We start from the raw sequence: 15,032 nt of genomic DNA, 5'->3' as shown, positions 1-15,032 counted from the left end.
GAGCGCAGTCGAAGCACCAAAAAACTATTTCCAGAACCTTTTATCTCGTACCTGATAGGCATCCTGAAGCACTTCCGTTAAAATAGTGTCATCGATTTCCTCTAGCGACCGGTAGCGTAGGGAGCGCATTACTTTCCGCCCGGCGGTGGTCATATGCTCCAAATGAATTGTTAGGTGGGCCGCATTCCAAAAACCGACATCTATATAATCCTTGGTATGGTTCAAATAGCAAAAAGGTCTCCCCTCAATATAGTAGAAGGGAATGCGATATTTGAATTTAAGGTCTATTCCGGGTACCGTATGCTCAATAACCGATTGTAGATGCAACAATATACTACGATATGGTTCGGGCTGATTGAGAATGTAGTTTTCTGCAGGGTTCATGGCGAATCCAAATTTACTATTTCTTCTTCAAAAGACTTGGTTTAAGTACTTGGATTCTTTGGAATCCCTTACTTTTGAAAAAACCGACCCAAGATGAAAAAAATAACCGTCTTCCTTTTTACCCTTTGTGGTTTGGCCTTGATCAATGCCCAAACACACACCCACATCAGCGCCCAACCGCTAAGCTACCCTAATATAGAGGGTTATGTTACCCTAAAGGCAGATTTACATCAGCACACCGTCTTCTCCGACGGTAATGTTTGGCCTACCATCCGGGTTTTAGAGGCTTTACGCGAAAATCTTGATCTGATATCACTAACGGAACATTTGGAATACCAACCCCACTCCGCGGATATTCCCCATCCAGACCGGAATCGTTCGTACGAATTGATAAAGGCCATGGAGGAAGCACAGGAACATGGGCTGCTCATTGCGCATGGTTCCGAGATAACACGATCTGAACCCGTGGGCCATAGCAATGCCATTTTTATTACAGATGCCAACCAACTCATACAGGATAAACCAGCGGATGCTTTTGCACAGGCAAAAAAACAGAATGCCTTTACTTTTTGGAACCATCCCGCATGGCATGCCCAAAGTCCACAGGGTATCCCTATCCTAAGCGATTTCCAAAAGGAACGGATCAAGAAAGGGGAACTCCATGGCATTGAGGTCATCAATTCCGTGGATTATGCACAGGAAGCCTTGGCTTTGGCCCTGGAGCACAATCTCACCGTTATGGGTACCAGCGACATCCATGGGTTAATCGATTGGGATTATACCGAAAAAGGGAACCACCGCCCTATAACCCTAATCTTTGCCAAAGAAAAAAGTCTGTCAAGTGCAAAAGAAGCTTTGTTTGCCGGTAGGACCGTAGCCGTTTATAACGATTTATTGGTGGGACGGGAAACCTATCTAAAACCCCTATTGGAAGCCAGTATCGAGGTGACCAAAGCAGCCTACATGCCCGATACACAAGTTCTGGAAATAGAGCTTCAGAACAATTCCAGTAGCGACCTGATTTTCGAAAACCAAATGGAATATACCTTTTACGATAGCTCTCCGGTATTTGAAATTGCGGCGGGTACTACGAAAAAGTTGTTGGTCAAAACTTTGGAAATAAAGGATAAACTCAATCTAAAATTAAAGGCGTTGGGTTGCTTTACCGCCCCTAAGGCACAGCCTGTCCTGGAATGGGAAGTTAAGGTGGAGTAAGGGTTGTTGACAGTTGGTAGTTGGCAGTTGACAGCGGTCGTAGCAGGTAAACAAAAAATGGCGGAAAGTAAACGTTAAGTAATAATTGGTATTGTACTTGCAGATACTTTTGACAAACAACCGACAACTAACAACTGTCAACCACAAACCACTTACTCCTTCCCGTCCACATAGTCCCGTAGATAGGCGTATCGTTCCGTAAGCTTACCGTTTTGGGTCATCCTTGCGCGTTGCAGTACACCATCCGCATCGCCATTAAAAAAAGCCGGGATTACCTCCTCTACAAAGGCATCACCAAAGCCGTTACTGGCGTCCCTGGGCAGTTCCGCCGGTAGGTTGTCCACGGCCATGACGGCAATGCTACCGGGGTCGGTGTACTCGGTTTCGGATTCGGATTCGGGGTCATACCCATAGATGGGGTCCGCTATGGTAGAGGCCCGTAAGGTAGTCGCTACCGGTCCATCGATATCGCAACTGATATCCCCTACCACCTTGATCTTGAAATCGGGATGTTTTACATCTTCCCGGGTATAAAGATAGGGGGCACCATCCCCATAAAAATGGCCCGCAATATATAAGTCGGTCACTTTGGCGAACCGCATAAATGTAGATTCATACGCCTCCGGATTTTGGAAAAAGTCCTGTTCACCCAGATGCCTTCCATCCTTCCTTTGGTTATAGTCCAGCACATCGATCTGGCAATAGACGGCCTCATCAAAGTCCTGATTCAGGTATTCCGTTACGCTTACCTGCCGCAACTGCATCCCGTCCAACATTTCCTTGGCTCCGTTCCCTACCCTACCCTTTCCGGTCAGTAGGATTTTAATGTTCGGCAAGGTCATTTTTCTGAGCTCGGCTATCAAGGCCTGTTGGTCCACCAAGGTTTCGGCCTTCGGCAATCGGTGCGTACCGGATTTAAGCCCATAGGCCCTAAGCCCATTGTAAGCCCCTACAATGCCCGCATAGCGGCCAAAAGCCACCAATCGCGTTCCCTTGGAATTGGTAATGACCTCATGATCATACAGTTCAATATTCTTTTCCAGAATAGCTTGCAATAATTCCCTATTGTAGGGTTGTTTTTTGATGGTATGGGAAAAGAAGAAGTATTTTTTATTTGGAATGAGGGCACCGATGGGCACTTCCTTAACACCCAGCAATACATCACACTCCTCCATTTCAGGAGAAACTTCAATGCCGGCCTCTTGGTACTCTCCATCCGTAAAAACACGGATGGGCGAAGGTTCTACAATAAGTTGCGCATGAGCATGGGCGGATAGGACTTTTTGGCAGGCCTTTGGAGGCAATACCACGCGCCGATCGGGAGGGTTTTTCCGCTCTCTAATGATTCCAAACTTGAGGTTCACTTTGGTACAAATTTTGTCCTAAAATACACGGAATAATATCGATAGCAAAGTTTTTAGTAGCTTTGCTGCCCTGCCCGCCGAAATGAAAATGAAGGCGGGCCACGTTAGGCTCGCCCGTACTGAGTTGTACGTTCGGGCGGGGATAGAGTCAAGTACCCCGCCTGACGGCAGGCAGGCGTGTACCCGTGATGGCCCGACCTGTCCTAGGGCAGGGAACGCCGATTAAATATTTGTTCTTTGAAAAAACAATGAAGAGAATAGGCCCTTCGACTATGCCGTCCCTATCGGCAGACAGACTCAGGGCATAATTCGTTAACGGTAAGCAAAGCTTACCTAACTCATTATGGGGCCGACCGGTTTTGACAGCGAGACCAATGGCGATGTAAGCATGCCGAGCGCTGGGATATAGCTCGTAAATCTCATATTTCACATTTTTAAATGGCGAATCTAATTACGCTCTTGCCGCTTAATCTGAATTATAGTAGGATTTAGCCTCGTCTCCGCTAGGCGGAGAAGCGAGATGTCCCTGAATAGCCCTTGTTGATGGCGATTCGTTCCGGGGCACCATAAAAGTCAACATAAGGAGGGTGTAGCTTCGGCACCGTCTCTAAAATCTAAAGAAGCTAAGTGTACATTGGGCGGTTTCTGGTCAGGTGTACATCGAAAACTAATCAGATCCTAAGCATGTAGAAAGCATGGTTATTGCTTGTTTGGACGAGGGTTCGACTCCCTCCGGCTCCACTAAAATGGCACCATTTCACACCATTAAACCTGTAAATTACTGATTTACAGGTTTTTTATTTTATTTATATTCAAATGATATCATTTAAAATCATATCAAATTAACACAAATAGGTGCCCTATTTTTAAATTTACAATTTGCTCACCTATTTTTATGTAATCTACTCATTATTATCTAATTACAAATGTAGTTTATTTTATTTTTTGTACATTTATTTGAACAAAAAATTGGTAATCGGTGCCTTCTACCTTTGCAATATTATTCTACATTAAAGAATATCGCCTTGATAAACATGGCAAAGCTGCTATATATGCCAGAATAACAGTAAATGGGAAGCGAAGTGAGATAAGCCTTAACCGTAAAATCTTACCCTCTAAATGGAAGTTTAAAGGCGATAAATTAAAAGGCTGGAGTGCGGAAATTCAAGAATTGAATCGGCTAATGCATACGGTACGGCATCGGATAAAAGTTATACAGGAAAAGTTTATTGCCGCTGATGAGCCCTATACTTCCATAGACATTAAGAATGCGTATCTACACAAAGACAAGAAATTCAAAATGCTGCTTGAGCTCTTTGAAGAACATAATCAGCAAATGGAAAAATTGATAGATGTAGAATTCGCCTTAGGTACTTATAAAAGATACCAGACAACCAAAAATCATTTGTCGGAATATGTAAAAGCCGAGTATCTAAAGGAAGATGTACCGGTCAGAAATGTTGATTTAAAGTTCATTAAAGGCTTTGAATACTTTTTGAAGGCAACCAAGAACTGCAATCACAACTCAGCACTGAAATACGTAAACAACTTTAAAAAAATCATCCGGATGGCCGTTGCCCATGATTGGATATCCAAAGATCCCTTTTACAATTATAAGGTGCAATTTAAAACCGTAGAAAGGGAGTTTTTGAACAAAGAGGAACTACAAAGCTTAATTGATAAGGAAATCAAGGGTGAACGCCTGGGTATTGTAAGGGATATGTTCGTATTCTGTTGTTTTACAGGTTTAGCTTACGTAGATGTACAGAATCTATCACCGAACGACATTTACGAAAACAAGGAAGGTAGCCTTTTTATTAAGTCCAAGCGTTCCAAAACGGATACTGGTTTTACGATTCCATTGTTACCAGAGGCCGTGAGCATAATTGAGAAATACCAAGTCCATCCAAAAGTGGTTAATACTAATCGTATCATACCAGTACTTAGCAACCAAAAGTCCAACGCTTACCTTAAGGAAATTGCGGATCGGTGCGATATCAAGAAAAATCTCACTACGCATTTGGCCAGGCATACTTTTGCCACAACGGTTACCCTGACTAACGGAGTCCCTATCGAGACGGTAGGGAAAATGTTGGGTCATAAAAATTTGCGAACCACACAGCATTACGCCAAGATTATTGATAAGAAAGTGATGGAGGATATGGACATCTTAAAAAAGAAATTAAAGATTATCTCCTAAAACAGCAGATATCCCTTAGCACAATCATTTTCCTAGCCTTTTCCTTTTCTTTTGATCAGACAACTCTTGTTGTATCAAGCCAACATCTGTTTTTTTATCAATCTTAAGTCGTTGTTTTTGAATTGCCGAACTTAACATCTTCTCCAATTCTCTATCCTCGTTGGTTTTAAAAACCAAGTATTCATTTAATTTCAACAGCACAGCAAAGCGCAAAACGGGAATTGTTATTAAGTCGGCAGCCTCTTTTATAAATTCCTGATTTGCTTTTAGATTCAGGTCAACTAGCATGAAAAGTAGAACGAATAGCTCAAACTGATTATCCCTACCTCCGTTGTTTTTCTTTAGAAAGGAAATTCTGTCTTGAATAACTCCTTCCAAATTTTTATGAATTATATGATTTGAAGCATTGGATTGAACAAGAAAAGGAATCATTTTTTGAGCCAAATCATATAAAAGTTCAATTTCATCTTCCGTTTCTACCTTGGTTTGGAAATCAATGGCCTTTGTAGTATCAATTATTCTCAAACCCCATTGACAAACTGTTTTTATATAATAATTAAAAACATCCTTTACTTTTTTCTCAGAATTTATTTCATCCACATTTCTAAAGACCCTTCCTAGAATAAACAAAGCATTATCCAAAACACTAACATCCTCTTGATTCAATTCAATCGCCTGTTTTTGCTTTACTCCTTCGATAATTTGGGTATCAATATCCAGTTCATTGGCCAATTCATCCAGTTCGTCAAGCTCTTCAAAGGTCAGTGATCTTGTCTTACGAGAAAGCTCCAACATCTTTCTTTCGTAATTAGGAAGTATACTTGCTCTATCCTTAAGGGATTTATCCAACGACATTCCATCAAATTCACTGTTCAGTGATTGGAATATTTTCTCGGATTTTTCAACAATAGAATCGAGAAAAACTTCATCATCCCTTGATAAACCAGCGTAAATTTCAAACTCATTTTTAAACGTTATATACAATTCGTCGTTTTCTAATACATGCTTTTTAAAATTAGAATCGACCTTCATGTGATATCCTAGGAAATACTCAAAAACCCCGTTGAGCCTGAAACTGTAGTTATCATCATCTACTTTTTTAAATATTCCTCTCTCTTTTAGATAACTCCAAACATCCATAGCACTAACCTTTTTGTTTCTTGGATTTTGGAGTAAATACTCCCCAATGAAATTAAGAATTTCAAGCTCTGGGGCACTGTAAGTACTTTTATGATGATTTACCAATAAATGATATGCCAAATGACTTAGTAATTTCAGATATTTATCATAATCAAAGCTCGCATTAGATTTTATTAAGTTTTCCCTTTCGAGCAATGATTCAATATAAAGATTCACCAATCCAACATTGTTTTGGATACTTTTTTCACCACTCTTTTTGAACACCCAGATAAAAAGTGAAACGGTCCAAAAGTTGAATGGTATAGAAAGTTGTTTAAAAATTGAGCTTATTTTTGTAACCACTTCCTCAGTTTTATGAGTGTCTAATGGTGTCCATTTCTTGGTTAAGGCCCGAACTTGCTTCTTTCTTAAACTCTCAAATTTTAATGGAATAAATCTTTTGTCATCAAGTCCAGGAGATTTTATTAGAAATTCAGTTCCTTTTGCACTTGTTCCTACAATCTTGCATGAAGGATAATTCTCAATTAAGTACTTTACCGAATCAGCATGATTCTTATCTGAAAGATCAAAATTATCCAGTAATAAGAATAAATTTTTGCTTTCCAGCAATTCTCTAGCAGTATTAGTATTTAAATCATAGTATCTTCTAAACTTTTTCTCAAAAGCATCTTTAGACAATATTGATTGTGTAACTCTAAAATCAACAAGGAAAGGAATTGATTGCAAGTACTCATAATTTTGGAGTAATTCTATTTGGATTTTTTTTAAAAGCGAGGTTTTCCCACATTTATCATCTCCGAAAATCAAATAACTTCTATCATCTTTGGTTAATTCGTCTAAGCTGATTGCACTTACTTCAGTCCTATTTTGTCCGAAATTGTGCTTTTTTAGTACGGGCGAAACAAAAATATCCGTAAACTCCTTATTTTCCTCTCCAAATGATACAAACAAATCCTTGGCATGTTCCTTTTCTCTTATCAAAACTTTTCGGAATGTTCTTCTAAGGGAATTTTGTTTTTTTGTTATTTCATCTTCCGGAATCTCGTACCACACCTCATCAGGACGTTTATAAAAAAAGCTATTTCTCTCGTCATATAAAAATGTGTCAACTTTAAACCTGGATTCGTCAAAATCAAAATTTATCAAAGAAAACCCTATTTCTCCCCCTTGATGACTTTTTAATGAAGCGGGAGAAATTATTTTTATTAAACCCGTTTTTGGTGTGAAATCCAAGGACGTAATTGACTTATGAATGTGACCAAATAAGGTAATGTCAAATTTGTTGTGTACAATATCTTCTAAAACATATTGATTTGATGACTTCAAAAAATTTAAAGGGTGGTGATGAATAAGAATTTTTTTGTCAACTCCTTCTATCTTACTTAAAGCTTCATAAATAAACTTGGTAGGAAATAAAAGTTGATTTTCATCCTCTCCAGTGGACCTCCATGAAGAATTAATAGTTACAATACCCAAATTAAATTTTCCCGATACTCTTCTATGAACAGTATACATTTCATTAAACACGTCATCTTTTGGAAAATCAAGATTTGAAACAAAATCAAAATAGTTTTTTGACATTTCTAGAGTATCGGTAAAATCCTTATTTCCAAAATCTGAAAAGCTATTTAAATCTTCTTCACCTTTAATTTCTTCATCAAGATATTTTATAAACGGTTTTCTAATCTTAGACCGATCAACATCATGATTCCCCTGACAAAAGAATACTTTTGAAGCGTTCATATTCTTTAATTCAAGAACAGGGGCAATCAATGATTCGTATGCTTCCTGAAACCATGTTGATTCTGCTCCGTTAAAAACCAAATCTCCAGAAAATACGACGAAATCAAAATCTAAATCTTTAATGGTTTTCAATACTGATTCCACCAAGTCCTTTTGTTTCTGAATTGATTTAGGACCAGATTTGGTAAAATGGTAATCGGTTAAATGTAAAATTTGCATTCGGTTAAATATATGTAGAATGAAAAACGAAGAAAATAAACGGCGTAATCTACCAGAAATTTAGTAAGAAAAGTTCTATTATCGTTCTTTTGATTCGGAATATTCTTAACACCTCAATTGAACTATCAGCTTTTATTGTCCCAAGTCTTACCATAACTAACCTGCGCCGGATCCTGTTTCGATTTTATAGCGTTCTGGTAGATAAGCGTCAGCCCGCCAAAGGCGGGTAAATAAAATTGAAATAGGGCGCACTTCGTATGTCTCAATTAAATTTACGAAACAACTTCATCTTTCGCCGTACTCTTTAAACAGCACCAAATGACATCAAATTAAATTTGCGAAAAATAGTTGCCCAAACATCAACAGATCGAAGCAAATAATATTTTTTTGTATCAAAATTTTTCAATGTTTATAGGGGTTTCCAAGGTTTTTGGCGCAAAAATAATTTTAGGCCATTTTGGATTAAAATCCAATACTTTGATTGTCAGACATTTACAAAATCAGATTTTTCCGTTGCAACTATTTTACAATAAACTTTTTCAATGTTTATAGGCCTTACAAGCTGTTTTTCAATAAACTTGTAACGACATCAAATTATTCAAAAAATACAAATAACTGATAATCAACCGAATAATGTACGTAACATCGCTTTAGCGTGTTACCCTCTTGCTGTACATTTTTCACTCGCAAAAGCTCGCTTAAAAATGTAAACACGATGTGCTTTCTGTACCTATTAAATCCCAATAAAAAATAACAGATTTTATGTATCCTAAAAATTCACAGCGAAAGAGGTTATAATACATATAGAGTGAATCCATTTGATATGAATTAACATCAAAATGGCTAATTAGCGGTCTTTTATGTTCAGCAATAGGACTTAACCCAATTTCAAAGAAACTTGGGTTGTGTCCGGATAGAAAGAATCAATGCACTCCATCCAAGTGAAATGAGGTATGGTGTGTATTGGTTTGTGGGTATTTTCAAAAATTATTGTAGATTCGCATATCGCGATTCGCGAATTGCAAATCAATCTTATGAAAAAACATAATGGTATGCGACCACATGATGTGGTCATTCTACTTAAGATTATAGCCAAGGGTGATAAACCATGGTTCAACAAGGACTTGGCCAATGAATTATACATAAGTCAAAGTGAGGTCAGCGAATCCTTAAACCGAAGCAAAATAGCAGGCCTTGTTTCGGGAGACAAAAAGCAAGTTTTTAAAGCGGCCCTCCTTGATTTTTTGAAATATGGACTTCGCTACGTATATCCTGAACAGCCTTCTTCTTCTGTCAGAGGGGTGCTGACTTCCCACAGTGCTCCCCCACTCAATGAAGTCATTCAAAGTGAACAAGACTATGTTTGGCCCTATGCCCTAGGTTCAAATCGTGGATTTGCCATTGAGCCCTTACACCGCAATGTTCCCAAAGCCTGTTTAGAAGATGCTAAACTTCATGAATTATTAGCACTCGCTGATGCCCTGCGCGTAGGAAGAGCCAGAGAAAGAAATATCGCTGTCAAAGAGTTGGAAAAGCGTTTTTCTATTTCCCTGTCATAAGTAAGTCAATCTAAAAATATTTAATATACCCATAAAGGTATAAATAAAGAATTAGGTACTTTTTTATACCCTAAAAGGTATAAATTCAAATTTTTTGTCTATTTTACACCTGAAAAGGTATAATTAAAATAATTTAGTCTATATTATACCCTAAAAGGTATAGCAATGGAAACATGGAACAGGCATAATCCTATTGCTCAATTTACTCGGCAAAGAAGAAAAGAGCTTAACCTTACCCAAGTTGAACTTTCAGATACTACTGGAGTTGGACTTCGGTTTGTCCGTGAACTGGAACAAGGAAAACCCAATTTGATGACCGACAAAGTCAATCAAGTACTGCTATTCTTTGGGCATGAGTTAACACCAACACCAATAAGTGATGAGACAAGGAGAGATTTGGGTACATAAAGACTTAGCGGGCATATTGGTCGAGGACGAGGAAGGCTATCATTTTAGCTACTCACCAGCGTATTTGGAAAAGGAAAATGCAATTCCCGTTTCCCTAACATTGCCTTTGCAAGAGAGAGAATTTCATTCAGATTTCCTGTTTTCATTTTTTGATGGATTGGTTCCAGAGGGATGGTTATTGGACATTGCCCACAAGAATTGGAAACTAAATCCGCGTGACCGTATAGGGCTTTTATTGGCCACCTGTAAAGATTGTATCGGCAACATAAGCGTATTGGAAAAATGAGTAACTGCCTAGCCTGCCAAAAACCACTTTCTCCCGAAGATGAATTATATCATCCTGATTGCCTAAAAGCGTTTTGGCAAGAGGATGAACCGGTATTTCAATTGGATTATGAATTATCCCAAATTGAAGATCTGGCTAAAGAAAATGTAGCCCAACGAGTCATAGTAACTGGGGTACAACCAAAACTCTCTTTGGGGTTTACCAAAGAAAATAATCCCAGGTTGACCATAGTTGGTGCATTAAATGGCAGGTATATTTTAAAGCCTCCCCATTCAGAATATCCACAAATGCCAGAAATAGAAGCATTGTCAATGTTAATGGCAAAAGCATGTGGAATTGACACAGTTCCTTTTTTGTTAATTCAACTAAAGGATGGTCATCTGGCCTATTTGACACGAAGAATAGACAGAAATGCTAAAGGAGATAAATTTGCCATGGAAGATGCATGTCAATTTACCGGACGTTTGACAGAACATAAATACCGTGGTTCCTATGAGCAAATTGCAAAAGGCATAATAGCCTTCTCGAAGAATCCGTTATTTGATGTAGTTCGCTTCTATGAACGGGTTATCATATCCTTTTTGATGGGTAACAACGATATGCATCTAAAAAACTTCTCCCTAATTTCATATGACGGAAAATCATATTCACTTGCTCCGGCTTACGATATGATTGCTGCTCAACTACTTTTACCTGACGACCCCGAGGAATTGGCACTTACCCTGAACGGTAAAAAAAGAAAACTGACCAAAACCGACTTTGACACCGCTATGGAAAAAGTCCGGATACCAAAAAAGGCCATCGAAAACTTATGGGCAAGAATTGTGGATGGTGCAAAAAAGTGGCCTGATCTTATTGATACTAGTTTTTTGGACGATAATCAAAAAAGTCTATTTAGGAGTTTAATCGGTGAAAGAATGAACTTTTTAATCACTAATATGACCAAAGAAAAATCATAGCATACGTATGACCAGGCCACAAACCATTCAATTTTTTCTATCAGACGGTTCGCCAAGAAGCATAAAAATCGCCGAAATTACCAATCTCGTTTTTAAAGCTGTTCTCGTACCAAGGAACAAATTAGAATATATAGCTACCCGTGATGAATTGAAAAATGTGGGCCTTTATTTTCTTTTTGAGTAATCCAATGAGAAAGCCAAACCCTTTGTATACATTGGTGAAGCGGAAGACTGCTTGGAGCGTATTAAACAACATAACAAATCCAAAGATTTTTGAAATTATGCCATAGCCATGGTTTCAAAAATAAATGCATTCACCAAGTCACATGCCAAGTATCTGGGACATGTCGCATTCAAAAAGGTCAAAGAAATAGATCGCTTTGAAACGGAAAATAGTACAACCCCCATAAAATCCTATATTACCACACCAGTAGGGGGATTCGAGACCGGATTTGTTATGATGAGTGAGGGACTTAGTGGTACTAAAGAATAGGAGAGATGTACCGCCTCTACTACCTAAATTATATATTATTGAAAATCAATAGTATATTTTTGTTTTTGGAAGAAGGTGACAAAATTGGTGACAAAGCTTATCGTTCATAAATATTACTAAAATCCAATCGTAATAACACTTATCTAACTTGTTGATAAAGGTATTTGTTAGTAAGTCACTAAGGAAAGTAGCGATTAATTGGGTAATTTTGAAAAAGAAGGGGTCGGGCTTTGGACACCCGACCAAAGGATCAAAGGCCAAACAATTGAGAGTTTGGACCTCTCAAACCGGAGCGTTAAGCTTTTGAAACTCGACTCCTTCATAATATTCTCCTGTAAAAATAAGCTAACAATCTCTGGTTTAAGCGTTTTTGACTATCGAGGTTTTAACAATTATTAAACAATTGTACAGTTGATAACTTACAATATTGTGTTGAAATCTAAAAAGTTTCAATAGATTGGTATTACTAGAAAGGAAATTGTAACCAATAAATTAGGAGAAAACAAAGTTATTGGTAATTCTTGCCGTAAATGTCTTTTTCTTGTCAATCTCAATTTAGGACTTTTTCAATTCCCAACCCTTCCTCGATTCATTATCTTTATGTTTAGCCCAGACGGATAACGATAGCACAAAAAGATACAGTCAAGATTTGCTTCTAGGTAAAAAGTCTTGCCAGCAGGTTTTTGATTACCGTAGCCCATCCTTTCAAGATTGGAATAGTACTCATATAGCCCGATTTCGAGAATTAGTTTTCTAATACTCTTACATTCATGGAATACATATACATATTTGGCCATATTCCAAATTTATGGAAATATCCCAATAAAAACCTTACTTTTGGCAAATGAAAACCTCATTCAATCAATGGGTTTTCTTCAATTTATCTTAAAAGATTATTTTTTCTATGTACAACCCTTTGAATTAGTGCAAATTGTCTTAATTTTCTTTAATTATCACATAACCAAACTTAATTATTAGTATGACAATTGAAGAAATTATTAATAAACTTCCTAGAGTAAGGGAAAATCGTAAATATTGGTTGGTAAGGGCTGATGGTGGGAAATATTATGATTCTTTTCTTAGAGGAGATTTCATCGCTATCGGATATAATAGAATTTCTCTAAAGGATATAGAAAAAGGAAAAACTAAAGATGAAACAGGGGTACAAATCTTAAAGGAAAAAATTAAGCAGGTTTACGACGAAGTCGAAAAGAGACCTGGTCATACTGCCAAACAGCTTTTGAAATTCACCTATGAGATCAAAAAAAACGATATAGTTCTTATTCCGAGTGAAAACTCTGAGGAAATAGCGTTTGTGGAAGTAAAGCAGACTCCAGTTTTTACTGATTTAAATGACAAGTACGATTGTCCATATATCAAACGAAAAAAAATAAGCTATTTAAAAACAGTTCCGAGAGATGTTTTAGATCCGAATTTATATAAGCTAATGTTTTCCCATCATACAATAACAAGTGCCGAGGACTACAGCAGCCATATTGATAAGATAGTAAATACATTTTTTATCAAAGCGGATGAAGCCCATATAGTACTTAAGGTTGAAGCTACGGAGGATGTTAAAGCCAGAAGTGTGTTTGAGGTAGGGAGTTTAACACTGGACCTTTTTGATGAATTCTGCAAAGAAGAGGGCCTGGACTATAACTCAGATGAATTCGAAGTTAAACTTGCTATTCAGTCTCCGGGTTTTATAGAATTAGCTGGTTACGCTGTAGGAGGAATCTTAATAATTGGTATTATTTTTGTAGCATTAGCGGGTGGTGGATTTGAATTGAAGATTAGGGATGATTTAACCCTAAACATGAAAACTGATGGAATTATTGAGAAGATAAGGTCCTTCCTAAGGACAAATAGTAAAATTCAGACCAAGAAAAAACTGTTGGAGAAACATTCCAAATCTTTAAAAATTAAGGATCCGCAAGAATTGATAGATGTTTTAAAAGAAATTGACAAAGATTGATGAATAGAATACTTAACATAATATCTTTAACTGCCAGTTTTTCTGTTGTCATGGCAGTCTTAATATTGATTCAGGAGTATACTATTGGACAAATAGGCGGATTTAGAAAAATAATACTCACGGATACGATACCGTTACGTTTTTTATTATATCCAATAGTTGCAATAATCTTAATCGTTAGGTTTTTTAAATTCCATATTCCGAACAGGCAAAGCTGATTTTATCAAAAAGGATGGCACAGGATAGAAGACTAGAAAGAGTTTTACAGATGATGGAAAACCGTGCAACGATTACAATTACAAAAGATACTCCTGAAGATTTGCGTAATGACATTCGACGTGCTAAAGCTTTGGGCTATATTCAGAAAAGAATTAATCCTAGGACCGGGAGACCAACCAACACATATGAGTATACTGAAAAAGGTCAGAGACTCGTTGATTCAGGTTACAATTTTACTGTAGTTGATGATTCTTCTTCCATTAGAGTTGAAGGAACTAATATACATGTTGGAACCAATTATGGAGTAAATAATTTTACACAACAATGGAATAAAAACAAAAAACTTAGTTGGTGGTTGACTTTGATAATAATGGTAGTAGCTGGTATTATCGTGTTCCTTATAGAAAAGTATTTATTTTAGTTGGTAACACCCCGCACCGGGACTTGGAACGGGGTGTTTGAGCACAAAAGAAAAGTTTGTTAGTCTAAAGTTGCTATACGCCTAAAGCATGGAATCAAAGTTTTTCCATCTTTATCTATTTCAACGAATTCGGGCAAAGTCGTACGTACCCTGTTCATGTAATCATTATTGAAAAGACCATCGGAAAGGGCTTCGTTCACGTTATCAGAGATTTTTTTAGCATATACTTTTCAAAGGTATATTAAGCTTAAGACCCGAAATCAAATATTTTAACTAAGCTCTGCGTAAACTTTCCCGTGGATTCCGGCGAATATCGGAATCGGGACTGTTTCGATTTTATAGTGTTCCGATAGATAAGCGTGAAATAAAATCGAAATAGGGCGTAAGTGCCATTTTTAAAACATCTTTTTTTGAGCATTTTTCAAATCGCAACAAATACCTTCAAAA

Annotated in this window: 12 protein-coding genes and 1 other RNA gene; 10 read left to right on the top strand and 3 right to left on the bottom strand. The window is 37.5% G+C overall.

The annotated features are described in order from the left end of the window. Positions 1-24: 24 nt before the first annotated feature. Complete coding sequence (locus D7Z94_RS16140; RefSeq protein WP_120712613.1) at positions 25-384, bottom strand: DUF1801 domain-containing protein; 360 nt, start codon at positions 382-384, stop codon at positions 25-27. 93 nt (positions 385-477) lie between these two features. Between D7Z94_RS16140 and D7Z94_RS16135 the strand changes: the two genes are divergently transcribed. Continuing rightward, entirely contained in the window at positions 478-1,599 is a 1,122-nt protein-coding gene (locus D7Z94_RS16135; RefSeq protein ID WP_120712612.1) for an Sb-PDE family phosphodiesterase, read from the top strand. 152 nt (positions 1,600-1,751) lie between these two features. Here D7Z94_RS16135 and D7Z94_RS16130 read toward each other — a convergent pair whose 3' ends face one another. Further along, on the bottom strand, positions 1,752-2,963 hold the full coding sequence (locus tag D7Z94_RS16130; RefSeq protein WP_120712611.1) for an NAD(P)-dependent oxidoreductase: 1,212 nt from the start codon (positions 2,961-2,963) through the stop codon (positions 1,752-1,754). Between the two features lie 345 nt (positions 2,964-3,308). On the opposite strand from D7Z94_RS16130, the gene ssrA reads away from it, so the two are divergent. After that, positions 3,309-3,707: a transfer-messenger RNA gene (gene ssrA / locus D7Z94_RS16125) on the top strand. Between the two features lie 235 nt (positions 3,708-3,942). After that, on the top strand, positions 3,943-5,163 hold the full coding sequence (locus tag D7Z94_RS16120; RefSeq protein WP_120712610.1) for a site-specific integrase: 1,221 nt from the start codon (positions 3,943-3,945) through the stop codon (positions 5,161-5,163). Between the two features lie 24 nt (positions 5,164-5,187). Here the strand turns inward: D7Z94_RS16120 and D7Z94_RS16115 are convergent, their stop codons facing one another. After that, complete coding sequence (locus D7Z94_RS16115) at positions 5,188-8,265, bottom strand: metallophosphoesterase family protein (RefSeq protein ID WP_120712609.1); 3,078 nt, start codon at positions 8,263-8,265, stop codon at positions 5,188-5,190. Positions 8,266-9,317: 1,052 nt separating this feature from the next. Here D7Z94_RS16115 and D7Z94_RS16105 point away from each other — a divergent pair. The 7 genes from D7Z94_RS16105 to D7Z94_RS16065 all read left to right on the top strand — a co-directional run bounded on the left by D7Z94_RS16105 (position 9,318) and on the right by D7Z94_RS16065 (position 14,585). After that, the gene (locus tag D7Z94_RS16105) at positions 9,318-9,824 is read left to right on the top strand and encodes a hypothetical protein (RefSeq protein WP_245967226.1); all 507 of its coding nucleotides are present in this window, start codon (positions 9,318-9,320) and stop codon (positions 9,822-9,824) included. A gap of 165 nt (positions 9,825-9,989) precedes the next feature. Then, entirely contained in the window at positions 9,990-10,232 is a 243-nt protein-coding gene (locus tag D7Z94_RS16100; RefSeq protein WP_120712607.1) for a helix-turn-helix transcriptional regulator, read from the top strand. Beyond that, positions 10,204-10,518: a HipA N-terminal domain-containing protein gene (locus D7Z94_RS16095; RefSeq protein WP_120712606.1), complete on the top strand. Its 315-nt coding sequence runs from the start codon at positions 10,204-10,206 to the stop codon at positions 10,516-10,518. Before D7Z94_RS16100 ends, D7Z94_RS16095 begins: the two co-directional genes overlap by 29 nt. Then, complete coding sequence (locus D7Z94_RS16090; protein WP_120712605.1) at positions 10,515-11,477, top strand: HipA domain-containing protein; 963 nt, start codon at positions 10,515-10,517, stop codon at positions 11,475-11,477. The genes D7Z94_RS16095 and D7Z94_RS16090 overlap by 4 nt, the downstream gene beginning before the upstream one ends. A 292-nt stretch (positions 11,478-11,769) precedes the next feature. Continuing rightward, positions 11,770-11,970: a GIY-YIG nuclease family protein gene (locus tag D7Z94_RS16085; protein WP_120712604.1), complete on the top strand. Its 201-nt coding sequence runs from the start codon at positions 11,770-11,772 to the stop codon at positions 11,968-11,970. Between the two features lie 979 nt (positions 11,971-12,949). Then, positions 12,950-13,945, top strand: coding sequence for a hypothetical protein (locus D7Z94_RS16075; RefSeq protein ID WP_120712602.1), 996 nt, complete (start codon positions 12,950-12,952; stop codon positions 13,943-13,945). A gap of 232 nt (positions 13,946-14,177) precedes the next feature. Further along, positions 14,178-14,585, top strand: coding sequence for a hypothetical protein (locus D7Z94_RS16065; protein WP_120712600.1), 408 nt, complete (start codon positions 14,178-14,180; stop codon positions 14,583-14,585). The last annotated feature ends 447 nt before the right edge of the window (positions 14,586-15,032 follow it).

Origin of the sequence: Ulvibacterium marinum, assembly GCF_003626755.1 — a bacterium.
In the GTDB taxonomy this organism is placed as follows: Bacteria; Bacteroidota; Bacteroidia; order Flavobacteriales; family Flavobacteriaceae; genus Ulvibacterium; species Ulvibacterium marinum.
This window is presented reverse-complemented; position numbering and strand designations above follow the sequence as displayed.